The organism is Paenibacillus sp. FSL H8-0122 (assembly GCF_038005345.1).
Taxonomy (GTDB): domain Bacteria; phylum Bacillota; class Bacilli; order Paenibacillales; family Paenibacillaceae; genus Paenibacillus_AQ.
Genome location: NZ_JBBOTB010000001.1, coordinates 3,883,589 through 3,906,984, shown reverse-complemented (window position 1 = coordinate 3,906,984; position 23,396 = coordinate 3,883,589). Strand labels below are relative to the sequence as shown.

Annotated in this window: 8 protein-coding genes; all 8 read left to right on the top strand. The window is 46.6% G+C overall.

The features are described from left to right. Positions 1-10 precede the first annotated feature (10 nt). The 8 genes from NSS64_RS16995 to NSS64_RS16960 are packed head-to-tail and all read left to right on the top strand — an operon-like array spanning position 11 to position 23,352. Entirely contained in the window at positions 11-3,046 is a 3,036-nt protein-coding gene (locus NSS64_RS16995) for a type I polyketide synthase (RefSeq protein ID WP_341140897.1), read from the top strand. 26 nt (positions 3,047-3,072) lie between these two features. Then, positions 3,073-7,707 (top strand): amino acid adenylation domain-containing protein, encoded by a 4,635-nt coding sequence (locus tag NSS64_RS16990; RefSeq protein WP_341140896.1) that lies wholly within the window; start codon positions 3,073-3,075, stop codon positions 7,705-7,707. Positions 7,708-7,738: 31 nt separating this feature from the next. Beyond that, the gene (locus NSS64_RS16985; protein ID WP_341140895.1) at positions 7,739-17,983 is read left to right on the top strand and encodes an amino acid adenylation domain-containing protein; all 10,245 of its coding nucleotides are present in this window, start codon (positions 7,739-7,741) and stop codon (positions 17,981-17,983) included. Positions 17,984-17,998: 15 nt separating this feature from the next. Continuing rightward, positions 17,999-20,029 carry a condensation domain-containing protein gene (locus tag NSS64_RS16980; RefSeq protein WP_341140894.1) on the top strand — a complete coding sequence of 677 codons (2,031 nt, stop codon included), beginning with the start codon at positions 17,999-18,001 and terminating at the stop codon, positions 20,027-20,029. A gap of 22 nt (positions 20,030-20,051) precedes the next feature. Next, positions 20,052-20,294 (top strand): acyl carrier protein, encoded by a 243-nt coding sequence (locus tag NSS64_RS16975; protein WP_341140893.1) that lies wholly within the window; start codon positions 20,052-20,054, stop codon positions 20,292-20,294. Further along, on the top strand, positions 20,278-21,231 hold the full coding sequence (locus tag NSS64_RS16970) for a thiamine pyrophosphate-dependent dehydrogenase E1 component subunit alpha (protein WP_341140892.1): 954 nt from the start codon (positions 20,278-20,280) through the stop codon (positions 21,229-21,231). The genes NSS64_RS16975 and NSS64_RS16970 overlap by 17 nt, the downstream gene beginning before the upstream one ends. Continuing rightward, complete coding sequence (locus NSS64_RS16965) at positions 21,209-22,234, top strand: alpha-ketoacid dehydrogenase subunit beta (RefSeq protein WP_340941813.1); 1,026 nt, start codon at positions 21,209-21,211, stop codon at positions 22,232-22,234. The genes NSS64_RS16970 and NSS64_RS16965 overlap by 23 nt, the downstream gene beginning before the upstream one ends. A gap of 11 nt (positions 22,235-22,245) precedes the next feature. Continuing rightward, the gene (locus NSS64_RS16960) at positions 22,246-23,352 is read left to right on the top strand and encodes a 2-oxo acid dehydrogenase subunit E2 (RefSeq protein ID WP_341140891.1); all 1,107 of its coding nucleotides are present in this window, start codon (positions 22,246-22,248) and stop codon (positions 23,350-23,352) included. Positions 23,353-23,396 lie beyond the last annotated feature (44 nt).

Genomic DNA, 23,396 nt, shown 5'->3' with positions numbered 1-23,396 from the left:
ATACAGAAGCATGGAAATATCCGCTCAGAATGATGATCTTAGAGACCTCGATATTGCTATTATCGGGATGGACTGCCAGGTTCCGGGAGCAGATAACGTGATGCAGTATTGGGAGAATCTGTGCAACGGAACGGAGTCGCTTACCTTCTTCACCGATGAGGAGCTTCGGGCAGCAGGGATACCGGAAGAACTGCTCACCAATCCGGAGTACAGAAAGTGCGGCTTCAAAATAAATGATATTGAGCAATTTGATGCGGCGTTCTTTGGCTTCACGCCCAGGGAAGCGGCCCTGATGGACCCGCAGCAAAGAATTCTGCTTGAGAGCTCATGGCGGCTGATGGAAAGTGCCGGGTACCAATCGGACCAGTATGCAGGGAAGGTTGGCGTATTCGTCGGGACGGGAACCAGCAAGTATTTATTGAAGAATATTATGTCCAGTATGGATCTGGATTCCACTCCCGAGATCAGACAAATATGGATTGGGAACGATGTTCATTATGCTTCGACCATGATTTCCTACAAGCTGAATCTGAAGGGACCGAGCGTGAACGTGCAGACTGCATGTTCCACTTCCCTGACCGCCGTGGTTCTGGGCTGTCAGGCTCTGCTGAATTATCAATGTGATATGGCCATTGCCGGAGGGAGCTCCCTGTCGCTTCCTCAGGATAGCGGTTATCTCTACATCAAAGGAGAGGTTCTTGCGGAGGACGGACATTGCCGGCCGTTTGATAAAGATTGCAGCGGTTCATTAAGCGGCAGCGGAGTAGGAACCGTGCTGCTGAAAAGATTGGAAGATGCTGTAAACGACCGGGATCATATCATCGCTGTCATTAAGGGAGCCGCCTTTAATAATGACGGTTCGGCAAAGGTTGGTTATTCGGCACCAAGCATTGAAGGCGAACGCAATGCGATTAAGAGCGCCCAGATCCTAAGCGAGATCGATGAAGAAACGATTACTTATATTGAGACTCATGGAACAGCGACTCCCATGGGGGACCCCATAGAGATACAAGCACTTACAGAAGCCTTCTCAGAAGCCACGGACAAGCTGAATTTCTGCGCCCTGGGTGCAGTGAAAGCCAATATTGGACATCTGGATTCTGCAGCAGGTACGGCCGGGTTAATCAAAACCAGTCTGATGCTCCAGAAGCAGAAGCTTGTACCCTGCATTAATTATAAAGAAACGAATCCCAACATTGATTTGAAGAACTCCCCTTTCTATGTCAATACCCGTCTCAGAGACTGGAACCCGGATTGCCGGGTAAGAAGAGCGGGCGTCAGCTCGTTTGGCATTGGCGGTACCAATGTTCATGTAGTCTTGGAAGAAGCGATCGACACCCGCAAAGTCGAGAGCCATGAGGAATTCCAATTGCTGCTGCTATCCGCAAAGACAAAGACCGCCTATGAAGAGGTGGCCGGACAATTGCTGGATTTTGTGCAAAATAATAAAGATATTGATTACCGGAATATCCTGTATACGATGAATATCGGAAGAAAGAGACTGCCCTATCGAGGCGGTCTGGTCTGTAACAGCAGAGAAGAGCTGATTCATAAATTGGGCGCCAGCCTTCCTGCGGTGAAATCTCCAAATGAGAACGAAAAGGAAATTGTGTTCCTGTTCCCGGGACAAGGCGTGCAGTATGTGAATATGACAAAACAACTGTACGATACGAAGCCTATATTCCGGCATGAGCTGGATAAGTGTTTCGAGATTCTTCAGAAGCAGTTGAACTATGATTTAAGACAGCTTATCTTTGCAGATCAAGCGGATGCTAAGGGTGAGGAGAAGCTCACCGAAACCCGGAATACACAGGTTGCTCTATTTGCCGTTGAGTACTGCTTGGCCAAGACTTTGATGCATTGGGGAATTACTCCCAAAGCTCTGCTGGGGCATAGTGTTGGGGAGTACGTAGCCGCTTGTCTGGCCGGGGTATTCTCACTCGAGGATGGTCTTAGATTAATGGTCATGCGGGGCCGGATCATCCAAAGTCTGCCGGCGGGCGAAATGCTGTATGTGAATATGAACGAGCAGGAAGCGCAGGCCTATATTAACGGGAAGGTCTCACTGGCCTTGATTAATTCCGAGAACCGGGTGGTATTGGCCGGGGATAGCGCAGCGCTGCAGGAAGTGGTCGAACAGATTACAGAGCAGCGGGAGTACAGAATTCTTCACACCTCCCATGCTTTTCATTCCTATATGATGCAGGGTGCAGTTGAGGACATGCTGAAGGTGCTCCAGACGGTGACGTTCAACAAGCCGATGATCCCGATCATGTCCAATGTCACGGGAGAGTGGCTGAAGCCGGAAGAGGCGATGAGTGCCGACTATTGGATACAGCATATGCTGGGCACCGTCAGATTTAAAGATGCTGCACTCCATTTGGCACAGAAAAATTATAAATACTTCATCGAAGTGGGTCCGGGAAAAACGCTCTCTGTCTTCATGCAGGATAATTTGAAAGACTACGCGGAGTGCCTATTGTTCCAAACGGTCCGCGGCATTAAGAATACGATGAATGATAATAAATTTCTGGCGGAGTTCGTAAAGAAGGCCTGGATCAGCGGACTAACTATTGATTTTGCGAAATATTACGAAGATGAAATCTTATTCAGAACCCCCTTGCCGACGTATCCTTTTGAACGGAAGAGACATTGGATTGAAGCTGGCAAGCAGAAGGCTTATGAAGCGGCTGGAAGCAACGGCTGGGATAGGGAGCTTTCAGCAGACAGTGCTGAAGAAGCGGACACGATAGAGTATAACCGGCCGGATATATCGGTGGAATATGAACAGCCTGACAATGCGATTGAAGAGAGTATAGTGGAAATCCTCCAGGATATTATGGGGATCACGCCGATTGGAATCAACGATAACTTCTTTGAGCTTGGCGGACATTCTCTGATGATCACACAAGTCGTCCTGAGAATAAAGGAACTCTATGGGATTGAATTGCAGTTGAAACTGTTTATCGAAGCACCGACTGTCAAGAATGTAGCTGACCTTGTATTGGAAGAGTTGTCAGAAAGCCTCGATTTGGATGCAGTCTAAATATGGACAGATAGAGGTGTGGAGAGATGCAGAACAACGAAAGCGGAAGTGTGAAAAATAGAGTGAATGCCTTATCGGACGCCAAGAGACTGCTGCTGGAGAGTCTCTTGGAGGAACAAAGAAAAAAGAAAAGACAGATCATCCTGCAAGAGAAAGGGCTGCATAGGGTCATCAAGAGAGCACCGGAGTTGACCGTGTTGCCTTCCAACTATATGCAAAAGAAAATTTGGTATGTCGAACAACTCTTCAATGAATCGGTTACGTATAATGTTTCGGGTTATGTGACATTCCATGGCAAGCTTCAAGTGGAGCTTTTGCACAAGGCCTTCAGAACGGTGGTTAAACAGCAGGAGGTGCTGCGTTCCAAATTCAAGGGAGGACAAGGACAGCTTGAGGTTGAGCTCAGCGAAGATACCGAAGAGCCGGTCTTCAAAAGTTATGATTGCTCCCAGGCAGGGATGGAACTGTCTCCTCATGATATCAGGCAAAGGATGTACACGGAAGGAATACAGCCGTTCCGGTTAGCTGAGGGCAAGCTTATTCGCCTGATCTGTTACAAGCTTAGTGAGACCGAATGGATTGGACAAATTGTTTGGCATCATATTGTATCGGACGGCTATTCAAGCGGCATTTTTATTAGAGAATTGCTTCAACTGTATGAAGCCTATACAGGCGCAAGCATGGCACCTGTAGAGGAACCCGCTGTGCAATATTATGATTATGTCATCCACATGAATGACCGGATTGCCAAAGGCGAGTTCGATCATCAGCTTAAGTTCTGGAGGGAACAATTGTCGGGCAGCAGCATGACCTGTATGCTTCCAACGGATTACACGGCCGGTCATGGGCTTACCTATCATGGCGAACGGGTAGCTTTTTCAATCCGCAAGGAGCTGAGAATAAAACTGGAAGCTGCTGCAAAAAAACACGGGGTTACACTGTTTGTATTGTTAATGAGCGCACTCAAAATCATGCTGCATAAGTATATACACCAAAACGATATTATTGTCGGGGTCCCGGTTACCGGCAGAAATGAAGAGGAATGCCAGAGCATCATCGGGTGCTTCCTGAACATGCTGCCGATCCGCAGTACTATTGGAGAAGAGCAACAATTATTCGATTATATCCAGGCGGAGAATGCCCAGGTGATGCAAGCCCTGAAGCATCAGGATTTGCCGTTTGATTTCATAGTAGAGGACTTGAAGGTAGAAAGAGATTTGCTGTCTACCCCGATCTATCAGGTGGTGTTCAGTTATGAGACCCATGCGTTAAAGGATATTACAACAAAGGATTTCTACATAGAGTTCGAAGAACTGGATTTAAAAACGGCCAAGGTGGACTTGGCGCTGGAAGTCAATGATGACAAGGATGGGTTAAGCGCCTGGTTTGAGTATAAATCGGATAAATTCTCCCGGGAGCGGATTGAAAAGATTAAGGATTATTATCTGAATATTCTGCAATTCATTGCTGCATATGACAATCGGGCCATTGCAAATATTGAAATGATCTCGGAAGAGGAAAAGAATGAGATCCTCTACTCTTTTAACGAAAAGGTTACGGACTATAAGCCACAGACCATCAAGCAGCTATTCGAGACCCAGGCGGCGCTCCGGGAAGAGGCAGTAGCCGTAGTATGCGGCAATGAGAAGATTACCTATAAAGAACTGAATAACCGCAGCAATCAACTGGCACATTATCTGCGGAAAACCGGTGTGGGCTGCGAGAGTCTGGTTGCCATTATGCTGGATAAATCCATTGAGGCCATCATTGCCATACTGGGGGTAACCAAGGCTGGCGGAGCTTATATGCCAGTGGATTTGACTTATCCCCGGGAGCGGATGGAGTACATTCTGGAAGACAGCAAAGTCCGGTATATGATAACTTCCGGCATCCATCAGGATTATGCAGGTATTGAGCAGATTTCAATGGGTGATAAGCGCATTGAGACCGAGTCCACGGACAATCTTGCGGACCACAGTAATCCAGATAATCTTGCTTATGTAATCTATACCTCGGGAACTACAGGTCAGCCCAAAGGCGTGATGGTAGAGCACAGCGGCATTGTTAACCTGAGAGATTATTTTTGGAATAAATACAAAGTGACCACGGATGATACGATCCTGCAATTTGCCAATCTTGTTTTTGATGCCTCTGTCTGGGAAATGATTATGGGAATTCTCACTGGTGCAAAACTATGCATCATTACCAAAGAAGTGGCACTGGATGTGAATCTGCTGGAGCTTGAGCTGAAAAGGCATAACGTAACCGTTGCCACCTTGCCCCCGCCATACTGGAATGTAATAGCGGATAGACCCATAGGAATCCGTCTGTTGATCACAGCGGGATCAGCAACAAGCGTCAATCTGGTCGAAAAATTGGCAGAGCCGATTGAATATTTCAATGCGTATGGACCTACCGAGACTACGGTCTGTGCATCGGACTGGCAATACGAAAGGACTGTTCAAATTCCGAATCGAATTCCGATTGGCAAGCCAATTGCCAATATGCAAATCTATATTATGAATTATACTTCCTTATGTGGAAAAGGAAGTATCGGAGAATTATGTATAGCAGGAGCAGGCATTGCCCGGGGGTATCTGAACAGGCCGGAACTGACAGCGGAGAAATTTATTGACAATCCCTATGGTCCCGGTAAATTGTACCGGACGGGGGATTATGCTAGCTGGCTGAACGACGGAAATATTGCTTTTACCGGAAGAATAGATAATCAGGTCAAGATCAGGGGACACCGGATCGAAATCGGAGAGATTGAGAATAAGCTCTCTTCTCATAACAAAGTGATTGAGGCGGTTGTTATCCCGGAGATTGACCACCAGAGCAATCTTTATCTGGCAGCTTATTTAGTTGTGGATGCAGCAGTGACTCTGACAGAGATTAGAAGCTTTTTGAACGATGGATTACCTTCGTATATGATTCCATCAGCATTTTATACGCTTGAGGCCATTCCGCTTAATATGAACGGTAAGCCGGATAACAGCAGATTAGCATCCTTAGGCCAGCCTATGGAAGCGGAGAACGATTTTGTTGAACCGTCCACAGAGATTGAAAGAACGCTGGAACGAATCTGGTCTGAGCTCTTAGGGGTCCGGCGGGTTAGTATCCGTGATCATTTCTTCGAAATTGGCGGAGACTCCATTATCAGCATGCAGGTTATCGCTAAGGCGGCAGAGGCAGGAATTAAGCTCGAATTAAAGTCTTTTTACGATGATAAATGTATTGAACAAATGGCATTAAAGGCTGAGGCAGTTGAACAAATCTGCTGTGATCAGGGAGAGGTTACAGGTACTTACCAGTTGACACCTATCCAGCAGTGGTTCTTCACCAATAATTTCCCGGAAAATAACCATTGGAATCAGTCTGTAAGCTTTGAATTGAAGGAGACTGTAGATGCCGGGCGATTGAATGAAGCGCTCAATGAAGTGTGCCGGCAGCATGATTTGTTAAGAACCCGCGTACTTCCCGGAACGGCTCCAAGGTATGCGGATATTCTGCCGTTTGCCTACAGCGAACGCTTGAAGACAGTAGAGATTCCAGCTCATGATGACTATGAACAGCGGATGCAGCAGGAATTGGAGGCTTTTCAGCAATCTCTTAATTTGCAAGCGGGAGAAGTATTTAAAGGGCTGCTTATTGTATCCGATACGTTGTCAAGCAGCAGGCTGGTATTGACAGCACATCATCTGGTATGCGACGCGGTGTCCTTCAGGTTCATCGTCGAGGATCTATTGAATGGCTATCAGGCCTTAGCAGATAAGCGGGAAGTTAGACTTCCGCAGAAAACCTCATCCTTCATAAGCTGGAGCAACGCGGCAGAAGCATACGCCGGCAGCCATGAAGCCGTGAGCAAAAAAAAGGAGTGGACAAAAGAAATTGCGGCTCATTCAAGAAAAACCAAAAGAGGCCGCTCCAGCATAGACAATCTTGAAGGAGAAGCAGAGCAATGCCTGTTCTCCTTATCGGAAGAAGATACCGCCAAGCTAATGATTGAAGTGCCTAAGCATTACAGCATTCAGCCTATTGAGGTGATGATTGCCGCCCTGGAAACGATGCTGCATGCATGGGATGGGGCAGACCATACCTTATATCTGGAAAGTCACGGAAGAGATATGCTTGCCGGTCAGGTGGATCTGTCAAGAACGGTAGGCTGGTTTACCAACCTGTATCCTTTTTACTTCTCCGCAGATGATATTTCAACTACTGGAGCTACGTTGAAAAAAGTGAAAGACAGATTAGCTGCCGTGCAGAAGCGTAAGTTCGAGTTCTTGCTTAGTGATGGCCCCCGTGAAGCTATTGATATTGTTTTTAATTACATGGGGCATTTGGATAACAAAACCTCCGAGCATGCACATTTCCGGCTGCTTACCGGAGAACCGCTGTATACCAGGGGATTGAAGAATACAAGAGTTAGTCTGCTTGAAGTCAACGCGTATATCCGGCAAGACCGCTTAACCTTCGAGTGGGGATATCACCCGAATATCCATTCCGGGGAGAACATCGTGCAGCAGGCAAATGCCTTCACGGATACGCTTAGGGGGATGATCAGCTACTGTATTGAATCTGAGGATGATGGAGTTTCCGCTGCAGATTTTGACGATGTGGATATGGAAGATTTAGATTTCATCTTGGCAAAGTTCAATTAAGGTCACTCAGGGACAAGAAAGAGGAGAATAAATGAACAAGAGGAACGTTGCAGATATCTATGGATTATCCACCATGCAGGAAGGCATGCTGTTCCACAGCTTGAAAAGTGAAAGCAGCAGCATGTATTTGGAGCAATTCTCGTGCAAATTACACGGGCAGATTAATTTCGAATATTTTTGGGATGCCTGGCAAAAGGTCATTAACGATCATTCCGCTCTAAGAACCGCCTTTGTCTGGGAAGGTGTGAAAAAACCTGTTCAGGTAGTTCTGAAGCAATGCGAATGCAGCTACATTCAGTATGACTGGAGCAATCTGCCGAGGGAAGAAATCGAGCATGATTATAGCATGTTTCTTGAAAATGACCGAATGATGGGCTTTGAACTGGACAAGGCTCCGCTGATGAGATTTGCTCTAATTCAAATTACAGAAGACAGCTTTTATTTTGTCTGGAGCTTTCACCACATTATAATGGATGGCTGGTCACTGCCTCTGGTACTGGAGGGAATGTTCGGGAATTATAAAGCGTTCAAGACAGGGGAGGCACCGGCGAAGCACAAATCCGCTTCATTTAAGGACTATATCCATTGGCTGCATAAACAGGATGCCGGGGTCTCCAGACAGTACTGGAAAGAAAAGCTGAAGGGCTTTGAGGAAGCTTTGCCTCTGTATACTGAACCTGCAGTGGAAGAGCAGAAGGGTGAGACCCGTAAGCTCTCCTTACGGCTTTCAGAGGAAATACATCATTCTATCGAGCAGATCACTAAAAATAACGGTTTCAGCGCCTACCAATTGTATAATCTTGCCTTTGCCATCTTGTTGAGTAAATACAGTGGAAAAGAAGATGTCGTCTATGGGACGACTGTATCGGGAAGACCTGCGGAATTAAAAGGTATCGATCACACCGTAGGCATCTTTATCAATACCATTCCGGTCCGTGTTCAGTTAGATGGTAATCTTACCTTGCTGGAGTGCCTGGAGAACCTCACACAGGATCAAATCAGCCGCAGTCCCCATGAATATATGTCTTTGGCTGAGATCAGCAGCGCCCTTAATCTGCCTGAATTATTCCAGAGTATTTTTGTATATGAGAATTATGCCAATGCGCAGGCTTATAAGGATATCACAGAGTTCTCAATCGCAGAGCTGCAATTAAGAGAAGAAATCAATTATCCGCTGGCCTGGGTGGTTAAGCCGGATCACGGAATCCTTGTGGAGACGATTTATAATTCTGCTTATTTCAGCGACAGGATCATTGAAGAATTTCAAAGGAGCTTCATAACGATTTTGGATGAAATGGTCCTTAAAATAAATGAAGCTATCCGCACGATTCAACTGCTTCCATCGGAGCAGAATACAGATTTCAAAGCAGGGAAGGCAGTATCCGCCGTTGTGAACCTGCATAACCAGCCTATCCCTCAGAGTTCGGCTTCCGCTATACCGCGCGTTCTGATTGTTGATCCCTATGGGCACCCGCTTCCGGACGGATTCGAGGGCAGTGTATGTACGCCGGATCAGACCGCTTCCGGGTATAGGGGCCGTTATTATGCAGATGGAACGTTAATGATTAATGAGACCTTAAGCACCAGCATGGTGATTGGCGGAATCAAACGTGATTTGCCTGCGCTGGAGCGTGCCCTAAGAGCGGAATCATTAGTAGATGATGTGAAGCTGCTTCACCGTTATAACAGGGAGGGTGAATCCAAGCTTGTTGTCTATTATGTAGAACCGGTGACGGGTGCTGTAGTGGAACAAGCGGCATTCGATGAAGAACGAACTGGTGCCATAAGAGGTGCAATCGTCGACAGGTTGTGCACCTTGCTTGACTTCAATAAGAAGGATTGTCTGGCAGCAGCAGAGCTCGTTCCTGTGTCAAACATTCCTTATTACAGAGATGGCGTTGTCAAAATCAATGATCTGCTCGAACTGGAAATTATTAATGACAACCTCATTCAGCGCTGGAGTAATTTAGTTATCCCGAATGAGCAGAGTGCTATGAGTGAATCTCCTGTGAAGTTCGTGCGCAAGGCCGCAAGAATCAGCCGGGATAACGTGCATATCTCCGATTTGGCCGATAATTATTCTTTTATTAAGAAGAAGAGCTCCGGCAAAATGGACAAGGCTGAAGGGGTTGAGACCCGCAAGGAAGAGAGCAGCGCTGAAACACAGCTATCCCTCATTGTTGGAGAAGAAGTGATCATTCCTGAGAATACCGTCTTTGATCTGGGTTATTACATCAAACGGGCTGCCGATCAAGCTCCTGATGATTATGGAGTCCGGTTCGTTAATTATGATGGCAGCATTGACTTTGCTAACTATAAGCAGGTCTACAGTGAAGCTAAGGCTATCTGCTGCGGTCTTATCGAAAGAGGCTTGCAGCCTGGGGATAAGGTCATCTATCAGATGGATAACAACCGGAATTATGTAAATACGTTCTGGGCTTGTATGTTAGGCGGCTTTATCGGGATTCCGGCCACGGTAGCTGCTTCTTATAAAGAAGATAATGCAGTAATCCGCAAACTATTGAATGCTTGGAAAATGCTTGAACAGCCTGTGATTGTGACGGATGAAGCGCTGGCTGCAAGTATTCGCAGTGTTCCCGGAGTTCTTGGCGGCGAAGAAGAGTTCACCGTGTATTCCGCTGAACAATTGATGAAGAGCCGGGATATAGAAATCACCTACGAGGTGAAGCCGGATGATGTAGCGCTGCTGCTGCTTACCTCGGGAAGCACAGGAATGCCGAAAGGAGTTATGCAGACCCACAGAAATATTCTGAGACGCACGATTGCCGCCTGCCAAAATAACGGGTTTGGTCCAGAAGAAGTAACCTTTAACTGGATGCCTATGGACCATGTGGGCGGAATTGTCATGTGTAATGTAAGAGACATCTATCTGCATTGCCAGGAGATTCTGGCACCTGTTAATTATATTCTGGAAGCTCCGCTCCGGTGGCTTACGCTGATGAGTGATTTCAGAGCTACGAATACCTGGGCACCGAACTTTGCCTTTAATCTGATTAACAGCCTTGAGAGTGGAATCAAAGCACTGAATATTGACCTGTCTGCCCTGCGGTTTATAACCAACGGCGGAGAAGTGGTGGTGGCGCGGACCGCCCTGAAGTTTAATGAGATCCTTAAGCCATATAAGCTGGATAAGTCGGCAATGATGCCGTGCTTCGGGATGTCCGAGACTTGTGCGGGTTCCATATACTCCACTGATTTCGGTCAGGATGTAGTGAAGCAGGAGGATAGCAGTGTAAGTGTAGGCAGACCTCTTCCAGGGAACAGCATCCGTATTGTCGATGCTCAGAATGAATTAGTGCCTCTCTATACAGAGGGACGCTTTCAGATGGCCGGGGTGTGCATTACACCGGGATATTACAATAACCCCAAAGCAAACGCCGAAGCATTTACGCCAGACGGCTGGTTCGATACGGGGGATCTGGGGATTATAACCGACCGGGGACTTACCATTACAGGCAGGGCCAAAGACATCATTATCATCAATGGTGTCAACTATAATAATTCGGAAATTGAGGCCATCCTTGAGGAGATTGACGGGGTTGAAGTATCTTATACAGCTGCGGTATCCGTTAAAGCAAGCGGTTCACAAGAGGAAGAATTAGCGATATTCTTCCATCCGGTATCCATGGATGCCGGGAGGCTCAAAGGGATCATCAAAGAGATGCAAAAGGTAATCACTTCAAAAATCGGGCTTGTTATTGAATACATCATCCCTCTGGCTAAAAAAGAGATTCCAAAGACAGGAATTGGTAAAATTCAGCGGATTCTGTTAAGAGATTCCCTGCTTGCCGGCAAATACGATGCTGTCCTGAAAAAACTCGAAATCGTCAGAAATAAGAACACCGTAAAGCCATGGATATTCAAGAAAGTATGGAAGCCGCTGAGCTTTAAGGTTGAAGAGGGCTCCGTACCCTGCGTCAATATCCTGGTGTTTGAGGACCGCCACGGATTGGCGGCTGAATTCATAGAATGTATGGGCCTGGATGAAATCAGGGTCATATCGGTCAAGCAAGAGGACCGCTTCCAGGTATATGACCGGAATCATTATGGCTGTGATTATACCCGTTATGAGGGCTGCAAAGAGCTGTTTGACTATTTTAAGCAAATCGGGTGGACGGCCGATCATATGATCTATCTTCCCACTTATCAAATAAACGCTAGCGGACATGCAGATATCTCAAACAGTAACCAACTCGGTGTCTTTAGTCTAATCCACTTACTGCAGGTATTGGCGAACAATGACCTGTGCGCATCTACAAGCCTGTATGTGGGTAGCAGCAATGTGTTCCCGGATGCAGGCGGCCTGGAAACCCGTTATGATAATGCCGCATTAATCGGCTTCATGGCTACTCTGGATACGGAGAATACGGGTGTACGATCGCTGCTGATCGATTTGGAAGGAAGGGATATCAAGCAGGATGCCCGCTTATTACGCGCTGAGATTATGCACGGAGAGACTGCTGTGAAGGAAATCAGTTACCGTGACGGCAGGAGATTAACATGGAAGCTCCGGAATGTGCCTTTACGGAAAGCAGAACCCAAGACAAAGATCAAACAAGGCGGACATTATGTGGTAACCGGGGGCCTTGGGGGCATCGGCACAAAAATCTGCAGTCAGCTCATTGAAAACTATCAGGCTAATCTTCTGATCCTGGGAAGAAGCGATCTGGGGACTCTTGAGGATAAGGATAGCAGAGTTCAGCATTACGACCAATTAGTTGCACTAGGAACTTCCATCAGTTACCGGCAGGCGGATGTGTGTGATCTGGATTCCATCATTCAGGCGGTTGAAGATTATGAGCAATCGAAGGGAATTCAGATTGATGGAATTATACATCTTGCCGGGAATTCAAGCTACCAGCGGCATTTTGACAACCGGGATTCATACCTGATTACGGAAATCGGACAGCAGACTTTTGCCGAAGAATTCGATGCCAAGGTCTATGGTGTGCTAAATCTGTTTGAACTCTTGAAAAGCAGAAAAGATGCGATGCTGATCACTTTCTCTTCGGTGACCTCGCTGCTCGGAAGTGCGACCTTCAGTGCCTATGCGGCAGGGAACAGCTTCCTGGAAATGTTCTGCCAATATGCAGCCGGCCAGTTAGGGTATGCAGTGAAATGTATCTCTTGGACGATGTGGGATAAGATCGGAATGACTGCGGGAAGCCTGCAATCCATTAACAGTCTCAGTGAATCCATCGGGCAGCATGTGATCAGTGAGCAGGATGGCCTGTTATTCTTTGAAGCCCTGCTGAACCTTGGTGACGACATGGTCTATGTAGGGATTGACGAGAATAATGTGCATATCAGCCACAGAATCGATGAGAAAGTGTATGCCAAAGAATATCTTGCTGTCTACAGGCAGGAAGATACAGAGGCGCTTCTCCAGCTTGAGAACGCCAGGGTCCTGGATGATTATGGCGCGGTAAGCACGCTGAAGATGCTCACGGTCAACAGGGATGGCGAAGTGATCGAAGAGGAACAAGCAGAGCAATATGTAGAAGCGTCTACAGATGCTGAGAGAATCATAAGCAACATTTGGTCCGAAGTATTAGCCGCCGGGAAAATAGGGATGAATGATAACTTCTTTGAGCTTGGAGGACATTCCTTAAAGGCAACCCAGGTCGTCTCCAGAATTAAAAAAGAATACGGGATCGAATTTGCCATCAATGACTTATTCTATCATCCGACTGTTGGAGCGCTGGCTAAGCTTGTGGAAGAGAGAGTTCACCCGGCTACGGATTCCAAGGGAGAAGTTCACCTTCCAAAATTATCTGATGAAGAGAAGAAACAGGGCATACCGGTTTCTTATGCCCAGCAAAGACTTTGGTTCTTAAAGCAATATGATGAAGAAAGCGCGTTTTACAATATTCTGGAGAGCATCAGGCTTAAAGGCGAGTTAAATGTCTCCTGCCTGCAGCAGGCTGTTACAGAAATCGTCAAGCGCCATGAAGGACTCAGAACGACCTTCGACAACATTGAAGGGCAAATTATGCAGGTTCTGCATGATGTGGATGCCATCGAGATTCCTTTGCAGAATCTAATGCATGTGGAAGAAGAGGCAAGAGAGCAGGTAATTACCAAACTGGCAGATGAAGAAGTCCATCAGGAATTTGATTTCAAAAACGGACCGTTAATCAGATGCAAGCTGCTGAAATTTGCTGCGGATGAGCATGTTATTTTCCTCACCATGCATCATATTATTTCCGACGGCTGGTCTATGGGAGTCTTTGTACATGAATTCGTCGAGCTATATGATGCCTTAGTGAATCAAAGGCCGGCCGTATTACCCGAAATTGAATGGCAGTATGCGGATTATACCCAGTGGCAGAGAGACTGGTTCACCGGAAAGGTTAAAGAAGACCAGTTCGTATATTGGAAGAACAAGCTCAAGGATGTTGCTACCCTGGATATCCCGTCGGATTACGACAGACCGAAAGTACAAACCTTTAACGGGAAAAAGGACTTCTTTGTATATAGCAAGAGCATGATGGACCGGGTGAATGAACTGGCAGAAGCTACGGGCGCTACACCCTTTATGATTTATCTGGCGGCGGTCGATGTCCTGTTCGCGAGATATACCGGACAGGAGGATATCGCCATTGGAACTCCGATTGCCAACCGGATGCGGATGGAAACAGAGAATACGATCGGATTCTTTGTGAATACCCTGGTGCTCCGCAATGATTTGTCAGGCGATATTTCCTTCATGGAATTGATTGAACGGGTAAAGACAAGTGCGCTGGAGTCCTATGATGCGCAGGATATGCCGTTCGAGATGCTGGTGGATGAATTGGAGCTGGAACGCGATTTAAGCAGAAACCCGTTGTTCCAAGTGATGTTCTCCCTTCAAAATGAAGCACTGCCAGATTTCAAGCTGCCGAATCTTGCGATTACCCGAGTGGAAACAGACAATAAATCAGCAATGTTCGATTTCTGGATTTCCATGAGAGAGCTGGAAGACGGAGTGCACACCTTATGTGAATACAATACGGATATCTATAAAACAGGTACCATACGCAGGATGATGCGGCATCTGGAGAACATCATCAACAGCCTATGCGCAGATCCTTATCAAAAAATCAAGCAGTTCAATTTCATGGATAAAGAAGAAATCAATGAAATCCTCTATGAGCACAATAAAACGGATGTTCCATTGGAGAAAGAATTATTTATCCATGAATTATTTGAAGAACAGGCGCTCTTAAGACCGGATGCACCGGCGCTGAAATTCCAGGGAGACACACTTACGTATCTGGAATTTAATATGCGGGTGAATCAAGTCGCCCATTATCTGATTGCGCAGGGAATAGGCTATGAAGATTTCGTTGGTGTGTACGCAGACCGGTCCATTGAAATGATGGTAGCCGTCTATGGAATTCTAAAAGCAGGCGCGGCCTATATTCCTATTGATCCAACCTATCCCCGGGACCGGGTAGATTATATGCTTCAGGATTCTGAGGTTAAGCTGGTGCTGACCTGCATGGACGAGACCGATGCGCTTGCGGGAATCCGGAAGGTGGATTTGCGGGACAAGGAACTGTTCCTGCCGATGAGTACCGGTAATCCCGGAGTGAAGGTTGAAGGTACCCACGCGGCGTACATGATTTATACCTCAGGTTCGACAGGAAAGCCTAAAGGAACGATTAATATTCACAGCGGCATCCGAAACCGTATTGTATGGGGCCAAAAAGAATTTGGGATGCAGCCGGGAGATCGGCAGGTGCAGAAGACACCCTTCAGCTTCGATGTATCCTGCAGCGAGATTTTTTGGGCGCTGACGGTAGGTGCCTGTCTGGTTATAGCCAAGCCTGAAGGGCATAAAGACGTGGAGTATCTCGCTCAGCTGATCAGGGATGAACAGATTACCATCTCTCATTTTGTGCCTTCGATCCTGAAGCTGTTCCTGGAGCATCCCGGAGCCAAGCAGGCAGGAAGCAGTCTGAGAAAAGTGTTCTGCAGCGGGGAGGCATTGCCGTACCGGTTAAAGGAACAGTTCTTCCAGACCTTCGATGCAGGTCTATACAACCTGTATGGCCCTACCGAAGCCTCCGTTGAAGTATCTTACTACGATTGCAGCGAGAAGCTGGATAAAGAGATTGTGCCGATCGGCAAGCCCATCTCCAATGTGCAGCTGTATGTACTGGACGAGTACATGAATCCCGTTCCCTATAATGTGAGCGGAGAGCTATTCATTGCCGGTGCGAACCTGGCCAGAGGATACTACAAACGTGACGATCTGACAGCCGAGAAATTCATTCCGAATCCGTTCAGTAAATATGTGGCTGCACGGATGTACCGGACCGGTGACATTGTCAAATTGCTGCCGGACGGCAACATCAACTTCATAGGACGCGCTGACAATCAGGTCAAAGTAAGAGGACTGCGCATTGAATTAGGGGAAATCGAAAAGGTGATTCAGTCGCATCCTTCCGTTAAGGATAACGTAGTCATCAACTTAGAGGATGGAAATGATGTAAGAATCGTGTCCTACATTGTCCGTGATGTGAATTATAGGGAACAGGACGTCATGGAGGAGAGCAAGGAGCAGGTCACCCAGTGGGAATCGATATTCGATAATGCATACAACAAAGAGGAAACGATTCAAGATTTCAGTCTAAATACAATCAGCTGGAACAGCAGCTACACCGGGGAGAAGCTTGGTACCCCGGAAATGGAAGAGTGGCTTGCCGATTCCGTCGATCTGATTAAGAGCTTTAAGCCGCGTAGAGTACTGGAGGTCGGTTGCGGTACAGGGATGATTCTGTTCAAAATCGCCCCGTTATGCGAAGAGTACGTGGGTATTGATTTATCGAGGATAGGTCTCGATTATATCGAACGGAATTTGGACAGCTCCATGAATGTCAGACTATATCAGAAATCGGCTGATGAGCTTGGCGAGCTGCAGAATGAGGCATTCGACACCATTATTATCAACTCTGTCATTCAGTACTTCCCGAGCGGAGAGTATCTGAATGAGGTGATTACTACTCTTTTAGGCATGCTGGACAAAGATGGAACCCTCTTTATCGGTGATGTACGGTCCCTGCCGCTGCTAAGAAGCTATCACACTTCGGTGGAATGGTATAAGGCTCCTGCGGAAACCACCGTGCAAGAATTAAACGACCGGATTAAGAATTCCATTGTAGCGGAGAATGAGCTGCTGGTAGACTCCAAATATTTCTTGAGTCTTAAGGATTCCCTGGAGCAGGTTCACCATGTCTCCATTCTGCCTAAAGTAACAAAGTTCGAGAATGAGATGAGTAAATTCCGCTATCAGGCAGTGATCCGGACGAAAGAAGCGGAGCAACTGGAGAATATCGTTCAGCTCAGCTGGCGGAATATACAATCAGAGCAGGGGCTCCAGGATATACTCACCGGGCGGCAGGATGAGGTTATTGTAATCCAGGATGTCCTGATGGATAAGCTGGTTCATGAGAACAAGCTTGAGTCGCTGCTGAACGACCCTGCGGTGCAAGCTGCAACTGTCCGTGAGCTGAGTGAAGACGTTAGGGAGCTTCAACTGTATGCTCCAAGCTTATATGATTTGCTCGTGCAGGATGGCGGGAATTACCGGCTTCGCGCTTTGTGGAATGGTCATGGCGAGAGCGGAGATTATCAGCTGATCTTGTTCCATAAGAATAAATATGGAGCGGACACCTGTGCCTATGATTATGAAGTGCCGAATTTCATCCGCTACAATGAGGACCCAAGTGTATACTTCACCAATCCTTTGGAGTGGAAAGATAACCACCAGTATATTCCTGTCATCAGAGAACATGTCAGAAGTCAGTTGCAGGATTATATGATTCCATCGTTCTTTATGGTCTTGCCGGAGATGCCGTTATTGCCAAATGGCAAGCTGAATAAGAAGATGCTTCCGGAGCCTGGAAGTATAAGAAGAAGCGTAAGGAATGAATTTGTAGAAGCAGCCAATGACAACGAAGCCAAGGTCAAGCGAATATGGGAAGCCGTCCTGAATGCCCGGAACATTGGCGTCAATGATAATTTCTTTGATATTGGCGGCCATTCGCTGCTTGTGGTTCAGGTCTATTACAAGATCAAGGAGAGCTTTGATACGAATATTACGGTAGTGGATATGTTCAAATACCCAACCATCCGCAGTCTTTGTGAATATCTGGAGGAGACAACGAACAGCTTTGCCGAAGTCGCTTCTGCAAGTGAAGTGATGGAGACAGAGAAGGAAGCCATGAAGGTAAAGAGGAAGCGCCTTAAGGAGCTTTTGAAAAGATAAGTAAGGAGTACTTATATGGAGACTAAGAAGGATAAACTCAAATCCTTATCAAGGGAACAGCTCGCAGGACTAATTACGAAGTCCAAAGACAGCAAAAAAAGGAATATTGAGAGGGTTGCCAGAACCTCGAATGCGTTCAGCCAGTCCTTTTCACAGCAAAGACAATGGTTTATGGAGCAGTTCATGAACGGAGGCGTATTTAATGTCCCGCAGTCCTATCGGCTCAAAGGCGATATAAAGCTTGATATTCTGGAAGATGTGCTCAATGCAGTCGTTGAGAAGCATGAAAGTCTTAGAACAGTGTTCAACACCATAGACTATATACCTTCACAGATTATCAAACCGTATGAAAGATTCCGGCTGGATATTATTCATTTGGAAGAATACGACGGTGCGATGAGGGATGCAAAGATCCGGGAGGTTAACAGTGAAATTGCAAGACGGCCCTTTGATTTGACTGTAGGCCCTTTGTGGCGGTTCTATGTGTTGAGATTGTCTGCAGAAGAAATCGTCTTAACCCTCTCCCTTCATCATATTATCTGTGATGGCTGGTCCTTCGGTGTAATTATGAATGAAATTGCCGGGGGCTACCGGGACAGGCTTCATGGACAAGTTGCCCGTTCACTGCTCCAGGTACAATATGTCGATTATTCGGAATGGCAGCGTAAAAGAATTGAAGGCGGCCAGCTGGATGATCAGCTGGAGTATTGGATTGGCAAGCTTAAAGATGCACCAAAGGCCATTCATTTACCCTACGATTATAAAAGAGGCAGCACACAGACTTACCGGGGAAGGACGGAGTACTTTCTCATTGAAAAAGAAGCAGTGAAGGCAATGAGCGACAGATGTGTGCAAATGAATGGCTCGATGTACCATATGATGATGTCCGCGCTAACCCTTCTGATGCATGGCTACAGTCTGGATAATAAGCTCTGTATTGGAACACCGGTTGCCAACAGAAACCAGCTTGAATTGGAGAAATTAATCGGCCTGTTCATTAATACGGTAGTTATCCAAAGTGAAATAGCGAGCAGCATGACCTTTGCAGAGTTATTCACCCAGGTTAGAGACCATTGCATGGAAGCCTTTAATCATGCGGAGATTCCGTTTGAGCAAGTGGTCACAGGCCTTGATATTGAACGTCAGATGCAGCATTCACCAGTGTTCCAGGTGCTGTATGTTCAGACCGAGGAGTCGATGCTGAGTGTTAGTATTCCGGGAATTGAGGTTGAAGTACTCCCGGTATCGGTAGAAACGGCACAATTTGATTTGTCCTTGTACGCAACCATTCTGAAGAATGGAATATCTGCCGGGTTCGAGTACAATACGGATCTGTTCGCGCAGGATACCATTCTGCAGATGATTGAGGATTTCAAGCTGTTAATCCAGTTGATTACTGAGAATCCTGACCGGACCATCGGGGAATTCGTCTCCTCTCTATCGCGTAAGAAAGTAGTGATGACGGTAGTCTCCTCCTTCGAATCCGGGCCTGTAGGAGAGCCGATGGAATTCTGGCTGGACAAGCTCCGGATCGACTATAAGCTGCAATTCGCACCGTATAGCCAGATGTTCCAGCAATTGATTGATGATACGGGACTGTTATGCAGAAGCAGTCAGGGCATAGGAATCCTGTTACTCCGTTTGGAAGACTGGATTCAAGGCATGGATGCTAAGGATGCCAGGCTTGCAGCCGTGCTGACGGACAATGCGAACCGGTTCATCCAATGTGCATCCAGCTTTGTGAACAAGCATCAGTCCAAGGTCATCCTGTACTTGTGTCCGGCATCGGATAAAGTCAATCAGATGACTGAAACCAGGCGGCTCATTCAACAGTCGGAGCAAAAAATAGCTGCGGAATGTGCGAATAACGGGAATATTTCTGTACTTCATGGAGACGAAATCGCTGTGAAATATAAGCTTAGTGAGTATAACGACGGTCTTGGTGATGAAGAAGGGCATGTTCCTTATTTAAGAGAGTATTACACGGCGATGGGCACAGAACTGGTCATGAGTATTTACAATACAGCACTGCAGTCAACGGGCTGAATGATGAGAGGATGCTGAAGTTATGACATTAAAAGAGATTGTTGCGGATATTCTGGCCATCCCGGACCAAGAAACGATTCACGAAGACTTGTCACCGCAGAATGCTCCGGAATGGACAAGCCTGAAGCATATCAAGTTAATCACAACCATTGAAGATACCTATAAGGTCAAGTTCACCTTCAAGGAAGTGAAAAGCTTGAAAAATCTTGCCGCCTTTATAACGGTCTTAAAGAGCAAAGGAGTAAGCAATGGAATCTTTGAATAATGCCATTGCCGGGCAGGCGGTTCTGGCGGGAAGCACTAGTGATCATGATCTGGAAAGAATGCTGTTGATCCGTCAATATGAGCTATCGATCCTCGGGCTTTTTTCCAGCGGACATGTCACAGGGACCACTCATACCTGCATGGGACAAGAATATATCCCGGTAGCTTTGAATCCGTTCATTGAAGAAGAAGACTTTGTGATCAGCAATCACCGGGGGCATGGGCATTATATTGCCAGATATGGGGATGCTGAGGGCTTGCTGGCAGAGGTCATGGGCAAACAAGGCGCCGTATGTAATGGAATCGGAGGAAGCCAGCACATTCGCAGAGACCGCTTTATATCTACAGGGATTCAGGCCGAAGGCATAGCAGTAGGCACAGGCATCGCCTGGAGTTATAAATACAAGCAACAAGATAATCTGGTATTTGTCTATATTGGAGACGGAACCTTTGGCAGGGGCTGCGTGTACGAAAGCTTGAACTTTGCCGGCATCTGGAATCTCCCGATGGTCATCGTTGTAGAGAACAATGGAATAGCGATATCAACCCATCAAAGCTACAGCATGTCGGGAAGCATAGAAGGCCGGGTGCGGGGGTTCGATCTTGATTATCTGTGCATCCAGAGCAAAGCTGTTAATGAAATAAGAGAACAAACTCGTGACGCTATACACCGTGTCCGCAAGGAATCCAAACCCCTGGTCATTGAATTCATAACAGATCGGGTCGCGTCCCACAGTAAAGGCGATGACACTAGAAGTGCTGATGAGCTTGAAAGAGTCAGGGAGAATTACTGGTACAACCAAATGAAAGCCAGCGATAAGGCAAGGGTAGATAAGCTTGAAGAAGCTGTCCGGAATCAAATGCAAACGCTGCAGGAACTTGTCATACACAGAGAGGGAGCAGAATGGGCGGACTATGAAAAAAGAAAAAATAAATGAGAATTTGAGACATGCCATTCATCAGCTGATGTGTGAGGACGAGGCAGTCGTTGTAATCGGGGAAGATGTACGTGAGCCTTATGGGGGTGCCTTCAAAATCAACAAGGGATTATCTGATGATTATCCGGACAGAGTGATTGGCACGCCGATAAGTGAAGAGGGATTTGTCAACATGGCAAGCGGAATGGCAATCATGGGCCACAAACCGATCGTGGATATGATGTTTTCGGATTTCACTACATTGTCATTTGATCCTCTGCTCAATTTTGCATCCAAGTCCGTAACCATGTACGGGGACAAGCTGGATCTCAGCATGATTGTCAGATGTGCGAATGGCGGTTACAGGGGGTACGGACCCACACACAGCCAAAGCATGCAAAAATACTTCATGGGCATCCCTAATCTAAGCGTGTATGAGCTGTCTCCTTTTCATGATAATTATGATGTGTTTAACCGGATGTTGAGTGAGAAAAATCCTTGTATTTTTTTTGAAGAAAAAATAATATATTCCCAGTACAGGTATGAAAATGGCGTGATCGATGAACTTTTCAACTATTCCTTTAAAGGTGACCATGAGAACTGGGCAGTCGCCAGTATAGAAGAAAACAGTGTACCGGATGTTCTTATCCTTTGCCCCGGAGGCTTGGCTTCCATGTGCATGAAAGTGGCTGAAAAGCTGATTATGGCGGATGAAATTGAAGTTAAGGTAGCGGTACCTTCCAAGCTGTATCCCTGCGGAATCGAGGCCATTGTTGAAGATGCGGTTGCAGCCGGCAAGATTCTCATTGTGGAAGAGGGGACCAGCGGGCATACCTGGGGCGAAGGAATAGCGGTCAAATTATATCCATATCTCAATAAGCAGAAGGATGGAGCCATTGAGCTCTTAAGTTCTTCTGACAGCATTATTCCCGCATCCATGTATTATGAAAGCCAGGTGCTGGTAGGGGAACAAGACATTTATGAAAGTGTACTGAAGCTGATGAAAATCGCTAAAGAAGGGTGACGGAGGCGGGTATGAGACCAATTGTTGTTCCACAGTTAAATGCGAATGATAACAGCTGTTTGATCCAGAACTATTATTGCGCTGAGGGCGAATTCATTCATTCCGGTGATCTAATTACCACCTTGGAGACCTCCAAGGCAGCTATTGATGTCGAATGTGAAGCAGACGGCTATTTTTATCCTGCGGCTAAAGAACACACCGATGTGAGGACCGGCGAGGTTATTGCCTTTGTTTTTGAGTCCCTCCAAGAAATGAATACATACAAGGAATTATCCGTGGGCAGTGCCACCGCAGACAGCACGGCCAATTACAAACTTTCCAATCAGGCAGAAGCGTTTGCCGCATTGCACCAATTTTCGCAGCAGGAGCTGTCAGCCTTAAATAAGAAATTGATTAAATTAAGTGACTTGGAAGAGCTGCTGAAGCAAAGAATCGACGGGGATGAGGCCCGGATTCCCTTGAGTAAGAATCAAAAACAGGTCTCTAAAACAGTAGCCGAATCGCATACGAATATTCCAAACGCATTTTTATTAATGAAAGTATATTGTGATGAAGCTCTAACCGGAATGCGGGAAATCAGTGAGCAGCTTGAGGTCATTGTGGGGTTTGGAGAAGTATTACCGGTGCTGCTGGTATCGATCAAGGATGAATTCCCGTTAATGTACGGAAAGCTGAAGGATGAAGATACATTTATTCCTGCTGCTGAAGTCAACGTCGGTGTGACGATCGATGTGGGGACAGGTCTCTACATTCCGGTAATTAAAGCTGAACACGCTGGAAGGATTGAGCATACTGCAGAAATAATGATGGAATATAAATATAAAGCATTAAGAAGCAGTTTTGCTGAAACGGATCTGATGGACGGAACGATAACGATTAGTCTGAATACAAGCGCCGATGTTGTCAGCGTCATTCCCATCATTCTGCCGGGACAGACCGGGATGATTTCCGTGGGTGCGGTAATGAAGGAATTGGTCCTGATTGACGGGACAGTGGCAGAAAGAAGCTATATCAATCTTGGCCTGGCGTACGATCATCGTGTAGTGAACGGATTCTATGCGGTCGAATTTTTGGCGCGGCTGAAGAGCAAGATTGAACATTTTGAGATCAATGTGTAAGGTGTGAGCCCGGAAGCGGAGAGTGAAGGAGGAGGATATAGTGA

Coding starts and splice junctions, on each gene's coding strand:
- NSS64_RS16995 (WP_341140897.1), top strand. CDS start 11: ATGGAAATATCCGCTCAGAATGATGATCTTAGAGACCTCGATATTGCT.
- NSS64_RS16980 (WP_341140894.1), top strand. CDS start 17,999: ATGGAGACTAAGAAGGATAAACTCAAATCCTTATCAAGGGAACAGCTC.
- NSS64_RS16965 (WP_340941813.1), top strand. CDS start 21,209: ATGAAAAAAGAAAAAATAAATGAGAATTTGAGACATGCCATTCATCAG.
- NSS64_RS16990 (WP_341140896.1), top strand. CDS start 3,073: ATGCAGAACAACGAAAGCGGAAGTGTGAAAAATAGAGTGAATGCCTTA.
- NSS64_RS16975 (WP_341140893.1), top strand. CDS start 20,052: ATGACATTAAAAGAGATTGTTGCGGATATTCTGGCCATCCCGGACCAA.
- NSS64_RS16970 (WP_341140892.1), top strand. CDS start 20,278: ATGGAATCTTTGAATAATGCCATTGCCGGGCAGGCGGTTCTGGCGGGA.
- NSS64_RS16985 (WP_341140895.1), top strand. CDS start 7,739: ATGAACAAGAGGAACGTTGCAGATATCTATGGATTATCCACCATGCAG.
- NSS64_RS16960 (WP_341140891.1), top strand. CDS start 22,246: ATGAGACCAATTGTTGTTCCACAGTTAAATGCGAATGATAACAGCTGT.